12 protein-coding genes and 1 pseudogene are annotated in these 18,709 nt (G+C 33.3%); 5 read left to right on the top strand and 8 right to left on the bottom strand.

Annotation, left to right across the window (positions count from 1 at the left end; all coding sequences use genetic code 11):
- Nucleotides 1-338: 338 nt before the first annotated feature.
- From EB819_RS03020 to EB819_RS03035, 4 genes are all read left to right on the top strand, one after another.
- Nucleotides 339-3,317 (top strand): SusC/RagA family TonB-linked outer membrane protein, encoded by a 2,979-nt coding sequence (locus EB819_RS03020; protein ID WP_069797275.1) that lies wholly within the window; start codon nucleotides 339-341, stop codon nucleotides 3,315-3,317.
- Between the two features lie 9 nt (nucleotides 3,318-3,326).
- Complete coding sequence (locus EB819_RS03025; RefSeq protein ID WP_124878652.1) at nucleotides 3,327-4,778, top strand: SusD/RagB family nutrient-binding outer membrane lipoprotein; 1,452 nt, start codon at nucleotides 3,327-3,329, stop codon at nucleotides 4,776-4,778.
- Between the two features lie 71 nt (nucleotides 4,779-4,849).
- Nucleotides 4,850-5,611: a glycerophosphodiester phosphodiesterase family protein gene (locus EB819_RS03030; RefSeq protein ID WP_069797273.1), complete on the top strand. Its 762-nt coding sequence runs from the start codon at nucleotides 4,850-4,852 to the stop codon at nucleotides 5,609-5,611.
- Nucleotides 5,612-5,656: 45 nt separating this feature from the next.
- Nucleotides 5,657-7,243 (top strand): calcineurin-like phosphoesterase C-terminal domain-containing protein, encoded by a 1,587-nt coding sequence (locus EB819_RS03035; protein ID WP_069797272.1) that lies wholly within the window; start codon nucleotides 5,657-5,659, stop codon nucleotides 7,241-7,243.
- 229 nt (nucleotides 7,244-7,472) lie between these two features.
- Here EB819_RS03035 and ilvD read toward each other — a convergent pair.
- From ilvD to EB819_RS03075, 7 genes and pseudogenes are all read right to left on the bottom strand, one after another.
- A pseudogene (ilvD, locus tag EB819_RS03040) lies at nucleotides 7,473-8,671 on the bottom strand (dihydroxy-acid dehydratase); the annotation flags it as partial.
- Nucleotides 8,671-9,558, bottom strand: coding sequence for a branched-chain amino acid transaminase (locus EB819_RS03045; RefSeq protein WP_069797271.1), 888 nt, complete (start codon nucleotides 9,556-9,558; stop codon nucleotides 8,671-8,673). The gene EB819_RS03045 and the pseudogene ilvD, both read right to left, overlap by 1 nt.
- Before the next feature lie 944 nt (nucleotides 9,559-10,502).
- Nucleotides 10,503-11,465 (bottom strand): hypothetical protein, encoded by a 963-nt coding sequence (locus EB819_RS03050; RefSeq protein ID WP_069797269.1) that lies wholly within the window; start codon nucleotides 11,463-11,465, stop codon nucleotides 10,503-10,505.
- 220 nt (nucleotides 11,466-11,685) lie between these two features.
- Nucleotides 11,686-12,513 carry a carboxypeptidase-like regulatory domain-containing protein gene (locus EB819_RS03055; protein WP_069797268.1) on the bottom strand — a complete coding sequence of 276 codons (828 nt, stop codon included), beginning with the start codon at nucleotides 12,511-12,513 and terminating at the stop codon, nucleotides 11,686-11,688.
- A gap of 383 nt (nucleotides 12,514-12,896) precedes the next feature.
- Complete coding sequence (locus EB819_RS03060) at nucleotides 12,897-13,589, bottom strand: hypothetical protein (protein WP_069797266.1); 693 nt, start codon at nucleotides 13,587-13,589, stop codon at nucleotides 12,897-12,899.
- Nucleotides 13,590-13,811: 222 nt separating this feature from the next.
- Complete coding sequence (locus EB819_RS03070) at nucleotides 13,812-14,726, bottom strand: toll/interleukin-1 receptor domain-containing protein (RefSeq protein WP_069797264.1); 915 nt, start codon at nucleotides 14,724-14,726, stop codon at nucleotides 13,812-13,814.
- Nucleotides 14,727-14,945: 219 nt separating this feature from the next.
- Nucleotides 14,946-15,470 (bottom strand): hypothetical protein, encoded by a 525-nt coding sequence (locus tag EB819_RS03075; protein ID WP_124878656.1) that lies wholly within the window; start codon nucleotides 15,468-15,470, stop codon nucleotides 14,946-14,948.
- Nucleotides 15,471-16,114: 644 nt separating this feature from the next.
- On the opposite strand from EB819_RS03075, the gene EB819_RS03080 reads away from it, so the two are divergent.
- Nucleotides 16,115-16,993, top strand: a complete 879-nt coding sequence (locus EB819_RS03080; protein ID WP_069797575.1) for an IS982 family transposase — start codon at nucleotides 16,115-16,117, stop codon at nucleotides 16,991-16,993.
- A 484-nt stretch (nucleotides 16,994-17,477) separates the two neighbouring features.
- On the opposite strand, the gene EB819_RS03085 is transcribed toward EB819_RS03080, so the two are convergent.
- Nucleotides 17,478-18,470: a hypothetical protein gene (locus tag EB819_RS03085; RefSeq protein WP_069796436.1), complete on the bottom strand. Its 993-nt coding sequence runs from the start codon at nucleotides 18,468-18,470 to the stop codon at nucleotides 17,478-17,480.
- Nucleotides 18,471-18,709 lie beyond the last annotated feature (239 nt).

The raw sequence follows: 18,709 nt of genomic DNA on the forward strand, positions 1-18,709 counted from the left end.
CACTATTAAAAAACTAAAATTCATAACCACCATAACCACCATAACCACCATAACCATTATAACCACCGTAACCACTATAACCTTCCTTAAATTCCCTCATTTTCAAATTTTCAAATTCTCTTATTAAATTTTCTTAAAAAGCTTCTTTCAATGTTAAATCCTCAATCTCCCAAAGATGAGAGTTTTAGATGTTTTCACTCTTTTTCTTTTAATATTTTGGCAAAATAACATTCATTTTTGATTAAAATTTGGTTGACGAATAATTTAAAGAATGTTAAAAGCTTGTTAAAATACTTAACCGTTGCATTAGAATACTTTTGAGCTTAAAAAAAAGTAAAATGCAAAAACGAACACAGCAGATTATTTTATTAGCTGCTCTAGGTCTGGTAAGTGTAACCAACTTACAGGCGCAATCTAAGAAAGCAAAATTAGATTCCGTAAGAAACATAGACGAGGTAGTAGTAACTGCTTTGGGAATCAAAAGACAAGACAAATCCCTAGGCTATGTAGCAGAAAAAGTGTCATCAGAAGAGTTTGAAAAATCACAAAACAACAACTGGGCACAAGCGTTAGAAGGAAAAGTGGCAGGGCTTAAAATCCAAACAGCAGGTGCAGGTCCTCTAGGAAGCTCTAAAATCACCTTGAGAGGAAGTATTTCCATGAATTTGGATAACAATGAAGCGCTTATCGTAGTAGACGGAGTGCCATTGGGCGGAACCAATACAGGAACAGGAAACGCAGCGTATGGTGCAGGTTCTGGAGGAGATTTACCAGTAGATTACGGGAACAATTTTAACAGTATTAATCCAGATGACATCGAGAATGTAACGATTCTAAAAGGTGCTACTGCTTCTGCATTATATGGTTCTAGAGGTGCAAATGGAGCCATCATGATTACTACAAAATCAGGGAAAAATAAGAACGGAAAAATAAGAGTAACCCTTAATTCTTCTACAAGTTTTGACACCGTTTTGAAATGGCCAGATTGGCAATATGAATACGGTCAAGGAACATTGGCAAAAAATAAAGACGGTCAGTTTTACTATTCTTATGGCGCTTCAGCTGATGGAGTGAGTACAGGAGGAACCAGTAGTGCATTCGGACCTAAATTTGATGGACAATATTATTTTCAATATGACCCAACCGTAGAAGGACAAAGTTTAGAAAGACAATTGTGGAGACCTTATAAAGACAATGTTAAAGGTTTTTGGCAAATGGGAACGACTTATTCTAATAGCATCAGTATCGAAAGTTCTAATGATAAAACTTCTTTCCGTACTTCATTAAGCGCCGTAAACAATACATGGATGATGCCGAATACGGGCTTTGACAGATTCAATTATGCTTTGTCTTTTGACCATAAACTAAGCAAGAAGTTAAGAGTGGCCACTAAATTTGCCTATAACTACACCAAGAGTGATAATTTACCTTCTACAGGCTATAACAACCAATCGATTTCTTATTTCATGATTTTCCAGAATCCAAACGTTGATTTGGCTTGGTATGAACCGATTTGGAAAAAAGATAAGTATCAGGTAGACCAAATTCACCCTTTCAGTACCTTTATAGATAACCCTTATCTTATCGCTTATGAAATGCTGAATGGAGTAGACAAAAAATTAATCACTGGAAACATTACCGCTACTTATAATTTCAATAATAATTTTGAAATGATGCTAAGGTCTGGTATTGAAATCACAGACGAAGAAAGAACAACCAAGAGACCTTACAGTTCTGCCAATTACCTTCAAGGATACTATCGCGAACAATACATTAAAAATTCTGAGTATAATACAGACTTACTTTTTACGTATAAAAATAATTTTGGGAAATGGGGCGTTTCTGCTTCAGCAGGGGGGAATATCAGAGCAAATGAATATGTGCTGAATGATTACAGAGCCATCGGTCTTAGAGTTCCTGGGATTTATCAATTAACCAATGCGATTTCTCTAAATACAAGAATTGCTCAACCCAATGATAAAGAAACTAATAGTGTTTACGGTTTAGCGTCATTCAATTATGATAACCTTTGGTTTGTAGATTTCACCGCAAGAAACGACTGGAGCAGTACTTTACCAAAAGCCAATCGTTCTTATTTCTACCCATCGGTTGCTACTTCTTTAATTCTTTCAGATGTTTTGAAAATGAAATCGAAAAGCTGGAATTATTGGAAGTTGAGAGCTTCTTGGTCTCAAGTAGGAAACGATACACAACCGTACAAATTACAACAGTTTTATAATACCAGCGATTTTGTAGGTTCGGCAGAAAATATTGCCAATTTCCAAAACCCTAATCTGAAACCTGAAATGAACCAGAACATAGAAGCAGGGATGGATTTCAGTTTCTTCAAAAATAGATTAACGTATAACGTAACCGTTTATCAAAACAGCACCAAAGACCAAGTTGTAAACGTACCGTCTCTTATTGAAACAGGATATTCTACACGTACCATTAATGCTGGTGAAGTAAGAAATAGAGGAATAGAAATGACTTTGAATGCAATCCCCGTGAAAAATAAAAATTTCCAATGGAATGTTACCGCAAACTGGTCTATGAATAAAAACAGAATCATGTCTTTACCAGCAGAATTCCAAGGGGAACCATATACCATGGGAAGTGTAGGGGGAGTAGTATTCTTTAATGCAGTAGTTGGAGGTTCTCTAGGAGATATGTACGGATATAAATTACAGTACGCTCCAGATGGTCAAGTGATTTTTGGTAGCGATGGTCTTACTGCCAAATCTACAGAAATAGAATATGTAGGAAATGCCTATGCAAAATGGAGAGGAGGTTTACAAAACGCTTTTAAATACAAAAACTTTTCTTTAAGTTTCTCTTTTGACGGGCAATACGGAGGTAGAGTTTACTCACAGTCTCACCATAAAATGTCTGAGCAGGGAAAACTTACCCATACTTTGGTAGGTAGAGATAATCCAAACGGAACGATTGTAGGAGTAGGAGTGGTGCAAAACCCAGATGGATCTTTCTCTCAGAATACCAAAGCGGTAACCCTTACTTCTTATTATGCAGATTATTATAGAAGAGCCAATGTGGAAACCAACTCATTTGATGCGTCTTATCTGAAACTAAGAGAAGCCAATATCACATTCTATTTCCCTAAACAAATCGTGCAGTCGCTGAACATGTCAGACTTAAGTTTATCCTTATTTGGTAGAAACTTATGGATGTGGACCAAGTTCCCATTATTTGACCCAGAAGCAGCTACATTGAACGATTCATCAATTACTCCGGGAGTAGAAATAGGGCAACTTCCTACTGCCCGTACTGTAGGAATTCAACTTAATGCTAAATTCTAATCGACAACTATGAAAAATATATGGATAAAAGCAGTAGCGTTCTGCGTAATTTCTCTAGCCGCTCCTTCTTGCAGCAGGTCTTTTGAAGAAATCAATACCGATACCAGCAAGATTATAGAACCTACTCCTGCAAGCTTATTAGCTCCTATTCAATACAATATGGCTTCTAATGCCTATTTGAGAGCCAATGATTTCACTTTTGATATCATGCAGATTGCAATAGATTTTCCAGGAGAAGGAAACAATATTTCAAGATATTACGTTACCGAATCTACAGGAAACTCTTATTGGAATACCTCATACAAATGGCTCATGCAAATAAAACAAATGCAAGACTTGGCAGTTCAGCAAAACAATAAAAACTATCAGGCGATTTCGATGGTGATGAACGCTTGGTTATATTCTAACCTTACCGATACTTTTGGAGATATTCCGTTCTCTGAAGCTTCTAGAGTGGAAGAAGGCATCACTCAGCCAAAATTCGATAAGCAAAAAGACATTTACGTTAAATTATTAGATGATTTAAAAACTGCAAACGCTCTTTTTGTAATCAATACCACTTTAGCAGGACAAGATTTATTCTACAACGCGAATAATGATGTGAATGGAATCACGTATTGGAAAAAATTCTGTAACACGTTATCTTTAAGATTATTAACCAGAATTTTAAAGAAAAATGGAGAGATAGATGTCTATGCTAGAATCCAAGAAATAGTAAACAATCCTACCGTTTACCCCATCTTTCAGAGCAATGCTGAAAGTGCCTTGATGAACGTTACAGGCGTAGCGCCTATGCTTCCGCCATTGGCAAGACCTCAAGATTTTACTTCTTATAGAGCGGTAGGGGAGTTTTTTGTGAATACATTAAATGACAACAAAGACCCGAGAATGGCGCAGTTTTTCACGCAAGCCAAAAACTTAAGCAATAACCAAAATATCGGGTACAAAGGTGCTCCAGTTGCTTACATGAACGGAACTACGTTTACTTATCAGCCTTCAAACTTTAACCAGAATTTAGCTAAAGCTCCACTTAAAGTCTTGATTTTACCTTATGCAGAGTTGCAGTTCATTCTTTCGGAATTAGCATTCAGAGGAATCATCACTGGAAATGCTCAAACGTATTATGAAAATGGAGTAAAAGCAGCGATTGAACAATGGGGAGCTGTGGTACCAGCCAATTATTTTGCAAATCCTAAAGTGGCTTATGATGGAACTTTAGAAACAATTATGTTGCAGAAATATGTAGCGCTATTCTTTGTAGACCAGCAACAGTGGTTTGAGCATAAGAGAACAGGTTACCCAGTTTTACCCAACAATGGCGGATTGTTGAATGACGGTAAAATACCACAGAGATTATTATATCCTACGCAACCAAAAATATTGAACAGTGCCAATTATAATGCAGCAGTTCAATCATTAGGAGGAGATAATATCAACGTTAAAGATTGGTGGAATCAATAAAAATTTAAAAAAAGAATACATTTTTTACAAGCGATGATTAGCTTTGTAGAAGATTTGTAAAGATATTCAATATGAAAAAATTAATTCTTTTGGCCACTTTGGTAGGCGCTAATTTTTACCACTCACAGACTCAAGTGATTGCACACAGAGGTTTCTGGAAAACCAATCCTACAACTGCTGAAAATTCTATTGCAGCGCTTAAAAATGCTCAAAAATTGAAAGTGTATGGCAGTGAGTTCGATGTGAGAATGACCAAAGATGGCGTTCTGGTCATCAACCATGATGAACACATCAATGGAGTTGAAATTGCCACTTCAGATTTTAAAAGTTTGAAGAAACAGAAACTCTCAAACGGCGAAAATCTGCCTACTTTAGAAAAGTATTTGAAGCAAGGCAAAAAATCTGCGGTAAAACTTATCCTTGAGATTAAACCTGCAAAAACTCCAGAATTGGAAACCGAAATGGTAGAGAAAACGCTGGCAATGGTAGAAAAATTCCACTTGCAAAATCAGACGGAGTATATTTCTTTTAGTCTGCATATTGCCAAAGAATTAAAAAAGCAAAATCCTAAAGCCTTGGTGCAATATCTCGCAGGTGATCTTTCGCCACAAGAGATTAAAAATTTAGGAATTGATGGCGTAGATTATCATTATAATGTATTCTTAGAAAAACACCAAGATTGGATAGAACAAGCCAAAAATTTGGGCGTTATCACGAATGTGTGGACCGTAAATGACCCAGAAATCTATAAAAAATTGTATGATGCTGGTGTACAATTCGTAACCACCAATACACCAGATGTATTTTTAAATATCAATAAATCCAGAGAATAGCTTCATAACCATTGAATATACTCTCATAAAATTACAAATCAACAAATGAAACAATCATTTTTAATGCTTTTCTTGTGTGCTGCATTTTCTTTCGCACAGCAACAAGCAACAGGATATGTCTTCGAAGACGCCAACAAAAACGGAATCAAAGACCGTAAAGAAAAAGGAATTGCCAACGTTTCTGTTTCCAATGGAGTAGAAGTGGTAAAAACAGACGAAACAGGAAAATATGCTTTGCCTGTAGAAAACGACAATATTATTTTCGTCATCAAACCAGCCAATTATGCTACGCCGAAAAGCAACATGCAATTGCCTCAGTTCTACTACATTCATAAACCTGAAGGTTCGCCAAAAGATATGAAATATGCAGGAGTAAAACCTACAGGAAAATTGCCAAAAGAAATCAACTTTCCTTTATATGTACAAAAGGAAAACACACAATTCAAAGTATTGGTGTTTGGTGACCCTCAACCGTATGATGAAAAAGAAATTGATTATTTCAGAAGAGGTATTATCAATGAGGTGAAGAACAATAAGAAAGATGCGGTTTTTGGCATCAGTTTAGGAGATTTGGTAGGAGATGATTTGAGTTTACACCCGCTCTACATTGATGCGGTTAAAGAAATCGGTTTGCCTTGGTACAATGTGATGGGGAACCACGACATGAACTACGAAGCGAAAGAAGATAAATTATCAGACGAAACTTTCGAAGCGAATTTTGGCCCAAATAATTACGCTTTCAATTATGGGAATGTACACTTCATCGTTTTAGATGATATTTTGTATCCAGACCCAAGAGATGGGAAAAGTTACTGGGGTGGTTTCAGAAAAGACCAGTTGGATTTTGTAGAAAACGACTTGAAAAATGTAAATCCTAATCAATTGGTGGTGTTTTCATTCCATATTCAGTTGACGCCAGAAAATGATGGAGACAAACACTTTAGAATGGAAGACAGAAAAAGATTGTTTGAGATTTTAAAACCTTTCCAAAATGTATTGATGATGTCTGCACATACACACAAGCAAACCCAATTGTTCTACGGGAAAAAAGAAGGTTGGGAAGGCATCAAACCGATTCATGAATTCAATGCAGGAACCACTTCTGGAGACTGGTATTCTGGAACGGTAGATGAATTAGGCGTACCAAAATCGGTGATGAGAGACGGAACAGAAAGAGGGTATTCTTTTGTGAGTTTTAATGATAATCAGTACGAAATCACGTATAAAGTAGCAGGAAAACCAGAGGATTATCAAATCAATCTTTGGGTGCCTAAAGTAGTTCCTTTCAAAACGAAAAATGCAGCAAGAATTGTAGCCAATTTCTTTATGGGAAGCAAACAGGATAAGGTAGAATACAGAATAGATAATGGCGAATGGAAAGAAATGGATTATACAGAATCTATAGACCCAGATTACACCAATGATGTATTGAAATGGGATACTACACAAGAACTGTTCACAGGAAGAAGACCAAGTAATCCAGAAGCTTCTAAACACATTTGGACGGCTCCTTTTTCTAGAAAATTAGAATTAGGAACCCACGAAGTAGAAGTAAGAGCCAAAGACCGCTACGGAAAAACGTACACCACAAAATCTACTTTTGAAGTGAAAAACTCAACATTGATTCCATAAATGCTAAAAAAAACATTGTAAAAAGAAAAGCCAACGATAAGTTGGCTTTTCTTTTATGTTTTGAGGTTGTTATTTTGAGATTTTAAGGGAGTTGAGGAATGGTTAGCTATGTTAAATGCATATTGGTAAGGCATATTTTTGCTGTAATCCAAAGAGGAACTCCTTTTGTGAAAACTTACCAATTTATAACTAAAAAACTTATTTTTTTATTTGTTTTTTGTCATAGAATATCTTTACCGCTTATTTTAGCTACGCTTCCTTCGGTAGCCAGATTTCCGTAGAGCATTTGCAGATGTCCGTTTGCTTTAACGGGATTTTCTAAGGGAAGAAATACTTGCTGACCTTCGGTTAAATCCTGCACCGATTCTAAATTTTCGGCAATGGTTTTTCCGGTGACCGTTAAGCAATCGCCGTGAAGTAAATTATGTTTCAATAAATACTTCATCACTGCCGGAACACCGCCTGCTTCATGCAGATCTTCCATAAGGTATTTTCCGCTCGGTTTCAAATCTGCCAATACGGGAACACGGTTGCTAATTTTTTGGAAATCATCCAAACTAAGTTCTATATCTACCGAATTTGCCATAGCGATCAGGTGCATTACGGCATTGGTAGAACCGCCCAAAACGGTGACCATCGTCATAGCGTTTTCAAAGGCTTTTCGGGTCATAATGTCTTTGGGTTTGATGTCTTTTTCCATCAATACTTTAATAGCCTTTCCTGCATCAAAACATTCGATTTTTTTATTGCTGCTCAACGCAGGATTGGATGAACTGTAAGGTAAACTCATTCCTAAAGCTTCAATAGCTGATGCCATCGTGTTGGCAGTGTACATACCTCCACAAGCTCCTGCACCCGGACAAGCGTTTTTAATTACTCCATTGTAGTCTTCATCCGAAATCGTATTGCTGATTTTTTTACCCAAAGCTTCGAAAGCCGAAACGATATTGAGCGATTCGCCTTTCCATTTTCCGGAATAGATGGTTCCGCCATACACCATGATAGCAGGACGGTTTAATCTTCCCATAGCGATGATAGAACCCGGCATATTTTTATCGCATCCCACAATTGCTAAACTGCATCGTACCACTGTGCACTCACCACTGTTTCTATAGAATCTGCAATGATATCTCTTGAAACCAAAGAGAATCGCATTCCATCTGTTCCATTAGATATGCCATCACTTACGCCAATGGTATTGAATATCAAACCGACTAAATTTTCTTGCTGTACACCGGCTTTTACTTCTTTTGCCAAATCGTTGAGATGCATATTGCAGGGATTTACTTCGTAACCCATACTCACAATTCCCACTTGTGGTTTTTGCAAATCCTCTTCCGTTAATCCTATGGCATAAAGCATGGCTTGTGCTGCAGGTTGGGTTTCATCTTGCGTGATGATTTTGCTGTATTTGTTGAGTGTTTTCATTAGTTGAAAGGGTTTTGTTTTAATGGTTCTCTGACCAAAAGTGAATAGGCATTTTGAAGTTTTTTACCCAAGGAATCGTTCCAGTTTGTAGGAAATTGATAATCATCTACCGATGCTATTCCCACCACTTCGGCAGCTGTTCCACAGTAAAATGCGCTGTCGGCTTGGAACATATCTTCTTTGGTAAATTTACCTTGTTCTACCTCTAGATCTAATTCATCTGCTAATTCCAAAACCGTAGATCTGGTGATGCCTGGAAGGATATTTCCCAATTGCGGCGTGAATAATTTCCCATCTTTTTCAAAAAATAAATTCGCTCCCGGACCTTCGGCCAAGAAACCATCGCTATCCAAAAGTAAGGCTTCATCAAAACCTTTTTCTTTTGCTTCGGTAGTTGCCAAGATAGAATTGACATAATGACCGCAGATTTTTGCTTCGATATGGATGGATTTTGGATGCGGGCGACAATAGGAAGAAACAGTTAACCGCAGTAATTTTTCACCTAAATAAGCTCCCCAATCCCACACAGCGATCATCAGCGATACGCTCGTAGGTTTTGTCAAACTCATATTTGGCGCGCAATACACCAATGGTCGGATGTAGGCATTTTTTAAATTGTTTTTTTCCAGCAATTCGTAGGTGGCTTCAACTAATTCTTGCACCGTATAATTGAAAGGAATTTTCACCAGTTCGCATGATTTTTTTAGGCGCTCGTAATGTTCTTCGGCTTTAAAAACCTTGGTTCCGTGTTCTGTTTCATAAGAACGGATGCCTTCAAAAGCACCATAACCATAATGAAGGGTTTGACCATACAGATCGGTTGAAGATTCGGAGGCTTTTACAAATTTTCCGTCTAAATAAAGCACTGTTTCGTTGTTGAAATACATAGTTGTTTTGTTTTTTTTAATTGAGTTGATATTTGCTATTAAGGAATAAAAAAAGCCTTTCCCGAAAGTGAGAAAGGCTTACAATTTGGTATACAGCAGCATTCCTCACGGTGGCGAGCTAATAATAATGCTGATAATAATAGTATTGTTATATGATGTCATAATGATCTTGTATGTTATTGTTCCATAAAAAAAGCCTCCAGATTTCTCGGGAGGCTTTCAAATATATCTTTCGATTACATTAAAATTATTCCTCCCCGGAATGTGAAATCACACCCGAAATAATAATAGAAGAAATAATAATTGAATTGTACATTTTTTTATTTTAACGTCACAAACATAAGCATGTTTTTTTTTATGAGCAAATTTTTTATGCTTTTTTTGGGTAGGAATTAAAATCCGTAGTCAAGAATATAGTTATGGGTACCGTTGCGCAAAATTAAATGTGCTGTAAAAGCATTGGCTTGCGTGTCGGCTTGCAGCTCTTTTTATTTTGCAAAGTGTTGGCATTTTGTTTGGTAGTGTTTGTTGTTGAGTAGTGTTTTGGGGTTGCACCTAACGGTTCGGCGGATTTGTGAAGTCCCGAGAAGGAAGTTTGCTTCCGTTCTTGGGATTTAGCAAATTCACAGATGTGCGAAGTTCGCGTAGCGACGAGCAACATCTGCGAATGTAATCCGCCGAACCGATGTGGCAAAATCCCCGATTCGGCGTAGCCAAAGGAGCGGAGCGGATTTTGCCACATCGGAAAAAGTATTGGCGAAGTGCGGGCTTTCGAAGAACAAAAAGTTCAAGAAACACCAAACGTAGCGAATGCTTTTTCAATACTGCTAACTTACAAAAAAATGCAGAATTGAAAAACATGAGCGGATTAATATTACTGCTTTTCGATTTTGCACTTCTCCCCGTATTTTGCCAATACAATGTTATATGCAGCCTTTTTAGTTTTATTTATTTTCTTTAATATTTGCCAAAAGATTTGGAACAGCAAAACTTAAAGTAAGTCCCAAAATTGTAATTAGTAATCCTGATATCCAAGAATTTTGATTTTCCATTTCATTTTTTAAAGATTCTATTTCTGTTTTGTTGATTTCCCTTAAAGATTCATCACTTTTTTCTAATTGAGAAATGTCGTTATTCATATTAAGTAACGAAAGTGTTTTTTCAGGATTGTCTGAAATTCCTTTTTCAATAACTTCTATTCTATTTGTTAAATCTGCTATATCCGAATTTACAGGGTTATTCTTGGACGAACTTACATTTTGATTTGTTTTTTTGTCAATTTGATTTATTAATTTTTTCAAATTTTTTATTTCAGTTTTAATCGAATCACAATTGCAAGATGATGAAAAAGTTGGGGAGTTGTTTGTTTTTTTATTCAAATTTAGTGAGTAAACAACAGTAATTATTCCAACGACAAGACTTAAAATGGAAAGCATTGAGCTTAACCACACTCTTTTTTTTCTTTCTTTTAATTCTCCAATTTTAGATTTTTGGATTCTTTCTTTTTCAATTTTTTCTTCAGTTTTTTGCTGTGATACAAGGGTTTCATATCTTGGGAATTCATCATCTGGAATTAGTTTTAGGGCCCCATCTGTCAATTCGAAAATTTGAAAATCTTTTCCAAATCCAAAACTTAAAACTAAATAGACAGGTATATCTTCTTGTAAATTTGATAGAAAATCATCTTGATAATAGTTTATTTCATTAATTAAATCACTTTTTTCCCAAGTTGAAGATTTAAATTCAAATAAACATAAAAAATTGTCATTTTCTGTATCAATAACTAATAAATCAGGTCTGAATTTTGGGTGAATTTTAGAGGATTTGAATTCAAACAATAGACTATTTTCAGGATAACCTTTTGATAATAAAAATTCTTTAAAAATATTTAGAAATTGTTTTTCCATAAGCGATATAAGGTTGCAGATAACGGAAAAAGTATTGGCGAAGTGCGGGATAAATAGAACGAAAAGTTCAATTTAGACCAAACATAGCCAATATTTTTTCAATGGAACTAAGTTAACCAAAAATGTGGAATTGGACAATATTGGCGGCTAAAAATGTAGAGCAGTTCAACTTAGACTTTAACCCCGCATTTTGCCAATACAATGTTATCTGCCGTTTTTTTTATTTTTCAATTTTCACATCAATATTTAGCGCTGGTTGTGCAATAGTTTTTTTCAACCAAGGACCATAAAAATTTCGATAATAAACATTCTTAAACATTGCTCCGCTCAAATAGATCCATCCATCGAATCCATTCATTACTTGGATTGTTACAAAAAAATCCTGTTTGTTAATCCAAACATTTTTATCACTAACATCAAAAGAAAATGTTCCGTCTTTTATTTTATCTTTTGTTAATTCAATAGTTAAATTTTCGTTTAATAATGATATATCTGGAAGTCCGTCTTTTTTTGAATAAATATTGAAATTTATCAAAAGTGGTTTGTCAGTTTTCAAATCCACAATATTTAGATTAATTTTTTGCAATTTTATATTTTTGTTATTATTAAAATCTACACCAAATTCTTTTGATTTGTCTTCTTTGCTTCTTGCTGGATTAAAGCCAAATTGAACTTTTTTAGTTTTTGCATTTGTCCCCCAATTTTTTTCATAATATTTTTTGGGATTCAAAACCACTTCCTGAATTTCCACAACCTTTTCATTCAGAGAAATTGTATGATTTCCATCTATGAAGTTTTGTATTGATTGTGAAAAATTTATAAAACCACCAATTTGAACGGTTAAATTTTTGTTTCGGTCAATATTTGTCAAATCAATTGAATAATTGCCATTTTCATCAGCAATTGCTCCAAAATTTTCATTTTCAATTCCAATTCTTGCGAATGGAATTGGTTCGTTATTTTCTTTTGAAATAATTTTTCCATTAATTGTTTGTGCAGTAAGAATTCCGTAAAATAATATTGTGAAAATTCCAAAAGTTTGTTTCATTGACGTTGTTTTTTTAAAATGGCAGATCGGTTCGGCGGATTTGCGAAGTCCCGAGAAGGAAGTTTGCTTCCGTTCTTGGGATTTAGCAAATTCACAGATGTGCGAAGTTCGCGTAGCGACGAGCAACATCTGCGGATGTAATCCGCCGAACCGATGTGGCAAAAGGAGCGGAGCGGATTTTGCCACATCGGAAAAAGTATTTGCGAAGGGCGGGCTAAATTTAACTGAAAGTTCAATTTCGACCGAACGAAGCAAATTGCTTTTTCAGATTGTTAAATTACAAAAAAATACAATATGAAAAGCAAGTTGCGACTAAATGCATCGGGTTTTTCTATTATCTATTCAACCCCGCCTTTTGCAAATACCATGTTAGCAGAAGTTTTTTATTCAAATAGTTTATTAGAAAAATTAGAGATTTTATAATAACTTTTTTCAAGCAATTCAAATAAGTCATAGCTATAACTATTTAAAATAAAAGTTTTATTTTCTATAATTTCAAAGTCATATTCTGGAGAAATCTCTCCTTTTTTTATTATTTTGACATTTCCATCTAAAATATGAAAATCGTCTATAGATTTTCCATTGAAAGTACATCCTGTCATTTGAAAATTTAGTTTGTTGAAATTATTTGTTCCTTCTTTAAACCCAATTCCTGGAATATTCAGATTTGTAAGTATTTCTTCTTTTTTTATATTTGTTTCAATATCTAGACTTTTATTGTGTTTAGCTTCATTTGTTGCTTCACACATTGTCGTTAACCATTCATCATTACATTTATGAGGCTGTAATTCTTCAATGTACGAATAAATATGTGGAAATTTGTCTTCTAGTATACTAAAATTATTTTTCTGAATACTACGTCTAAATATTTCTTCTGACTTACCGTAAGGGAAATATACTTTGCTGTTTTGTAATAATTTTTCTCTATTAATATATTGTGCACAATATTCTAATGAACTTCTTAAGTTTTCTAAAATATTTTTTACAGTAATTTTTGAAACTATGGAATCCTTTTTTAGAGTAATAATCTGTTGTTTAGTATGCTCTAATAATTCTTTTACATCATCTCTATACATAATATGTTTATAAAATTTCTGCTAACGGAAAAAGTATTTGCGAAGGGCGGGCTAAATTTAACTGAAAGTTCAATTTCGACCAACCGAAGCGAATGCTTTTTCCGTGGAACTAAACTACGAAAAAATTGTGGAACGAAAAAGCAGGCGCGACTAAATGCAACTGGTAGTTCTATTAAATATTCAACCCCGCCTTTTGCAAATACTATGTTGTACGCAGTGTTTTTATTCAATTAGTTTTTTTAATTCAGTTGCTATTTCTTCAATGCTATAAATTGCTGTATTTAAAGCAACTTTATCTGCTAATGTTGGACTAAAAGATAGAACTTCATCTCTTGTCACGTTATGCCAAATTGGAAGTATGACTTTTACTCCATTCATTTCTCTTGCAACTAATCCATTTAATTCATATTCAGTCCAATTTTTTTTGAAAAAATCTCTTGATAAAACTACAATTCCATATTTTGATGATTTTAAACCTTCATCTATTTTTTTTCGTAGACTGTCTCCAATTTTCATTTGAAATTTATCGTACCAAATTTTTACATTCATTTTTTGTAAAGTTTCAGCAAGAGGTTGGACAAAAGTTTCTTTATCTTCTGTTGCGTGTGATATGAAAAAATCATATTCTTTACTTTCTTCAATTTTCATTTCTTGTTTGGCTGAATGAATTTGATTTACAAGAGTGGTTAATATTTCTTTTTGACTTGAAATGTCTGTTTGTAATTTTGATTGTAGTCTTTCTTGTTCTCGTTGAAAGTTCGCTTGATCTCTTTGAAATGCAAGTTGTTGTTTTTGAAAATTTTCTTGTTCTTTTTTTAGTTTATCTTTTTCTTTGTTTTCTTCTTTAGATAAATCTTGTTTAGCTCGAACTAAATTATTTGTTTTAGTTGCAATTTTTTTATGCAAATCGCTTTTTGCACTTTGAATTCTTAGAATATCAGATTGGTATCCTTGAATTTGTCTTTGTTTGCTTTGTAATGTAGAAGTACTTGTTGAGTTATTTATTGAACGATTTACAGAATCTATGTTTTTCTGTTTGTCAAATTCTTTTTTAGTCTCATCGGCTATTTTTTTCTGTAAATCAGCTATTTCTTTTTCGATTCGAACAACTTTGTCGTAGTATTGTTTTACACTCATTTTTTTCTAAAATTACGGCTAACGGAAAAAGTATTGGCGAAGTGCGGGCTTTCGAAGAACGAAAAGTTCAAGAAAGTTCGGACGTAGCGAATGCTTTTTCAATACTGCTAACTTACAAAAAATTGCAGAATTGAAAAGCATGAGCGGAATATTATTTCTGCTTTTCAATTTTGCACTTCTCCCCGCATTTTGCCAATACACTGTTAGCTGCAGGTGTTTTTAGAATTTATATTCTCGACTATTAATAAATGAAGAGTTATATGAATATAGATAAGCTAAAATAATAGTCAAAACTACATAGATAGTCAAAACTCCATAGCTTTTAGTTAAAATCAATGCAATTATTGAACTAAATAACATTATTCCATTAAACAGGTGAATTCTTCTAAAATGACTTGGAAGGATTGATTGCATTCCTTTAGAATATTCATTAATTATATTGAAGTCATCTTGTATAAATAATATTGCAAAATTAAGTATACTTAGATAAACTATTTTATATTCAATTATTACAAAGTATTCAGCAATTGCAATATTTAATATGTAAAATGCAATTTGTGCAAAATATAACGTTTCTCTATTTTCTATTTTTATGGATAGATAATAGTTACTAATATGTCTAATTGGAAAAAGTGCTAAACTTAAAAAGGGTAAAATCTTCCGTTCTAAAGTTTCTGTATAAATATATTTGAACAAATTCCAAAGAATCATCACTGAAGCAAGTCTGATAGGAAGTAGTCCCATAACATTTTCCTTATTAAACCACTCTGTTAATGATGTAATTCTAATGTTATAAACAGCATTAAAAATCGAAAAAAAGCCAAAAAAAACACCAATACAGATTATTATAGTGATGAAAAAATATGCAAAAAAAGAAATTTCAATAGTACGATAGTTTAGAAAATTACTGTTGATTTTGAGAAAAGCATTATTAAAAAGAAAGAAAATTACCAATGTTAAGATAAGTGAGAAATATACTCCCGTATTATAACTTTGGTTTATAACGTCTGATACATAATACCAATCAAAAATTCTTAAATTTCTTATAGTGAAATTATTATCAAGCTTTATTAAGAAAAAATAGATTAAAGCAAATATTGCATATGTATAACAGAATGCTAAAATTCTGTAGATTATGAAGGATAGAAAAGCAATGAATTGTATTAATCTACCATTACTATATTTGTTAAAAGAAAATTGATCTAATATATTTATAGAGTTTGATAATATTATTAAGAGGCTATAGATTATTACAGGTAGTAAGTAAATATGTATTTTTTCATATTGAATTATAAATACCTGTTGTGCATTTAGGAATTAAGAAAGAAAAAGATTGTCCATTTGATTAAAAAATCGTATATTTAGTTGATTACCAAGTCATTAAATATATGAACAATCTCATTCAAAATTACAATATTATTTTAAAAGAATTGACAAATACTTGTAAACATATAACTACAACCAAGCAAATTAGGCTTCCAAAAATGTCTGATTTGGAACTTGTGGCACTTAATGTTACTGCGGAATACATGTCAATTAACTCTGAATTACAGCTGTTTAGATGTATTTCAGGAACCGATTTGGACGGAAAAATTGAAAGAAGTGTCTATAATAAAAGAAAGAGAAAACTTTTACCTTACATTGAAAAGATCAGAGAAACTTTAAGCAACAATTTTTCGGATTTTACCGATGTATTTATTGTAGATTCAACGCCAATTGAAATATGCAAAATTAGTAGAGCAAATCGCTCGGCAATCTGCGCAACAGATGAAATTAAACCTTCTTTTGGATATTGTGCTGCACAGAAGTCAAGATATTTTGGTTATAAACTTCATGCAGTTTGCGACAAGAATGGAATCTTTCATTCTTTCGATTTTTCACCTGCAAACGTTCATGATGTTAATTACCTTAATGACATTAAAGAAAATTTTCAGAATTGCCTGTTAATAGGAGATAGAGGATATATCAGCAAAGAAATTCAAATGGATTTATTCAACTATTCTAGGATAAATCTTTCAGTCCCAATGCGCAAGAACCAGCATAATTTTGTGGAGTTTTCAAGAACAAAATCTAAAATCAGAAAACGTATTGAGACCAATATCTCGCAATTGTGCGGACAGTTCACAATCAACACCAACTTTGCAAAAACATTTCAAGGTTTAGCAACAAGAATAGTATCGAAAATAACTTCTTTTACGATGATTCAATACCTAAATTTCTTCGTATTTAAGAGAAGTTTGAACAAATTAAAAATTAATTTGTGCTAAATGCACAATAGGTTATAAATATATTTTTATCAAAAAATTGTTGATTTAAATCTGTAAAATCTGTTAATTTATTAACCGCCAAATAAATTAAAAAAGAGAAGGCTGTTAATTTTATTGTTTTAAAAACCATTTTTAAACTAAAGAGATGTCTAATGCGCTCTGCAAAACTTCCATAATTCATTAGGAATGTTTCATTGTAGATTTCAATTAGTAAAATAATTATACAGACAAAAAATAATAAATCTATGCCAAACATTTAGAGTTTTTAGTTTTTATACACTTGCAGCTAACGGAAAAGTATTGGCGAAGTGCGGGAAGAAGTGAACTGGAAGTTCAATTCAGACCAAACGGAGCCGATATTTTTTCCATGAAGTGAAATTACATAAAACTAACGAAATGGAAAAATAGCGGCGGCGAAAATATTACAAAATTTTATATGAAAACTTTCCCCCGCATTTTGCCAATACGATGTTAGCGGAAGTTTTTATTTTAAATCTCTATAAAAATTATTCATAAAATGCTTTTCATTGACCAATGATTTTAACCAATTTATTTCATTAATATTCTTTTCTCTGTGAGGATTTTTTGATTTGTAATAGCCAACTTTTTTTTCAAATTGTTCTTTTTCTATTTTCTCGAGAACTACACGAATATCTTCAGCAATCTGTTCATATTGATAAGCATATTCGTGTAAATTGAAAGTCTTTATATCCGTTATTATATATCTGTGTACAACTTTATTCCTTTTATTATATAATTCAAATAATTTGTCATACACAATTTGATTAATTATTTGAAGTTCTAAAGCTTTTTTATAAATCTGTTTTTCCATTATTGGTCTGTCAGATTCATCTTGAAACAAATATTCAAGCCTGAATAAATCAGTTTTTTCTGAAATTTGATATTTTAAAACTATGGCTAACCTTAAATAAGCATCAATTTGATTCGCATTTAATACAATTATTTCTATTGGAGATTTATTTTTAAATGCTTTATATTTTAAATCAAATGTTGCAGCTAAAGCCGCATTAAATTTTTCAAACCTAAAAAAATGTTTTGCTTGTAATCTGCTTTTGGGTTCAATACACATTAGTGAGCTTAGCACATTCTCAACTTTATCAATTTCTTTGTTTATATCTTTTTGATTTACTTTCTTTGGTTGGTAAATATATTTTGCCATAAAAAAATAATCTTGAACAGTTGTTGCCCAAGTTATAATTTTAAAATTGTCGTTATCTTCTAATATTCCTTTTTCAAATTTTAGATTATTCTGGAAATAATTATGGTTATTTTTAAATCCTTGATATTTATCTTTTTCTTTTTTATAGTAACTAAGTTGAAAGCAGCCTAATGAATTTTTAAAAGGTTCAAAGCTGAAAGGAGATTCATTTTTAAAGCCAAATATTTCATTTCTGTAATCCCAATCAATAGGAATTTGAATTTCGAAGACACCATCAGGAGCTGTAAAAATTTTCATAGTGTTTGTATAAAATTTCCGCTAACAGTTCGGCGGATTTGCGAAGTCCCGAGAAGGAAGTTTGCTTCCGTTCTTGGGATTTAGCAAATTCACAGATGTGCGAAGTTCGCGTAGCGACGAGCAACATCTGCAGATGTAATCCGCCGAACTGATGTGGCAAAAGGAGCGGAACGGATTTTGCCACATCGGGAAACGTATTGCTGAAGTGCGGGCTTTTACACCTGAAATTTCTACTAAAA

Source organism: Cloacibacterium normanense (assembly GCF_003860565.1).
Taxonomy (GTDB): domain Bacteria; phylum Bacteroidota; class Bacteroidia; order Flavobacteriales; family Weeksellaceae; genus Cloacibacterium; species Cloacibacterium normanense.

Coding starts and splice junctions, on each gene's coding strand:
- EB819_RS03020 (WP_069797275.1), top strand. CDS start 339: ATGCAAAAACGAACACAGCAGATTATTTTATTAGCTGCTCTAGGTCTG.
- EB819_RS03060 (WP_069797266.1), bottom strand. CDS start 13,589: ATGTATAGAGATGATGTAAAAGAATTATTAGAGCATACTAAACAACAG.
- EB819_RS03050 (WP_069797269.1), bottom strand. CDS start 11,465: ATGGAAAAACAATTTCTAAATATTTTTAAAGAATTTTTATTATCAAAA.
- EB819_RS03080 (WP_069797575.1), top strand. CDS start 16,115: ATGAACAATCTCATTCAAAATTACAATATTATTTTAAAAGAATTGACA.
- EB819_RS03055 (WP_069797268.1), bottom strand. CDS start 12,513: ATGAAACAAACTTTTGGAATTTTCACAATATTATTTTACGGAATTCTT.
- EB819_RS03025 (WP_124878652.1), top strand. CDS start 3,327: ATGAAAAATATATGGATAAAAGCAGTAGCGTTCTGCGTAATTTCTCTA.
- EB819_RS03085 (WP_069796436.1), bottom strand. CDS start 18,470: ATGAAAATTTTTACAGCTCCTGATGGTGTCTTCGAAATTCAAATTCCT.
- EB819_RS03030 (WP_069797273.1), top strand. CDS start 4,850: ATGAAAAAATTAATTCTTTTGGCCACTTTGGTAGGCGCTAATTTTTAC.
- EB819_RS03075 (WP_124878656.1), bottom strand. CDS start 15,470: ATGGGACTACTTCCTATCAGACTTGCTTCAGTGATGATTCTTTGGAAT.
- EB819_RS03035 (WP_069797272.1), top strand. CDS start 5,657: ATGAAACAATCATTTTTAATGCTTTTCTTGTGTGCTGCATTTTCTTTC.
- EB819_RS03070 (WP_069797264.1), bottom strand. CDS start 14,726: ATGAGTGTAAAACAATACTACGACAAAGTTGTTCGAATCGAAAAAGAA.
- EB819_RS03045 (WP_069797271.1), bottom strand. CDS start 9,558: ATGTATTTCAACAACGAAACAGTGCTTTATTTAGACGGAAAATTTGTA.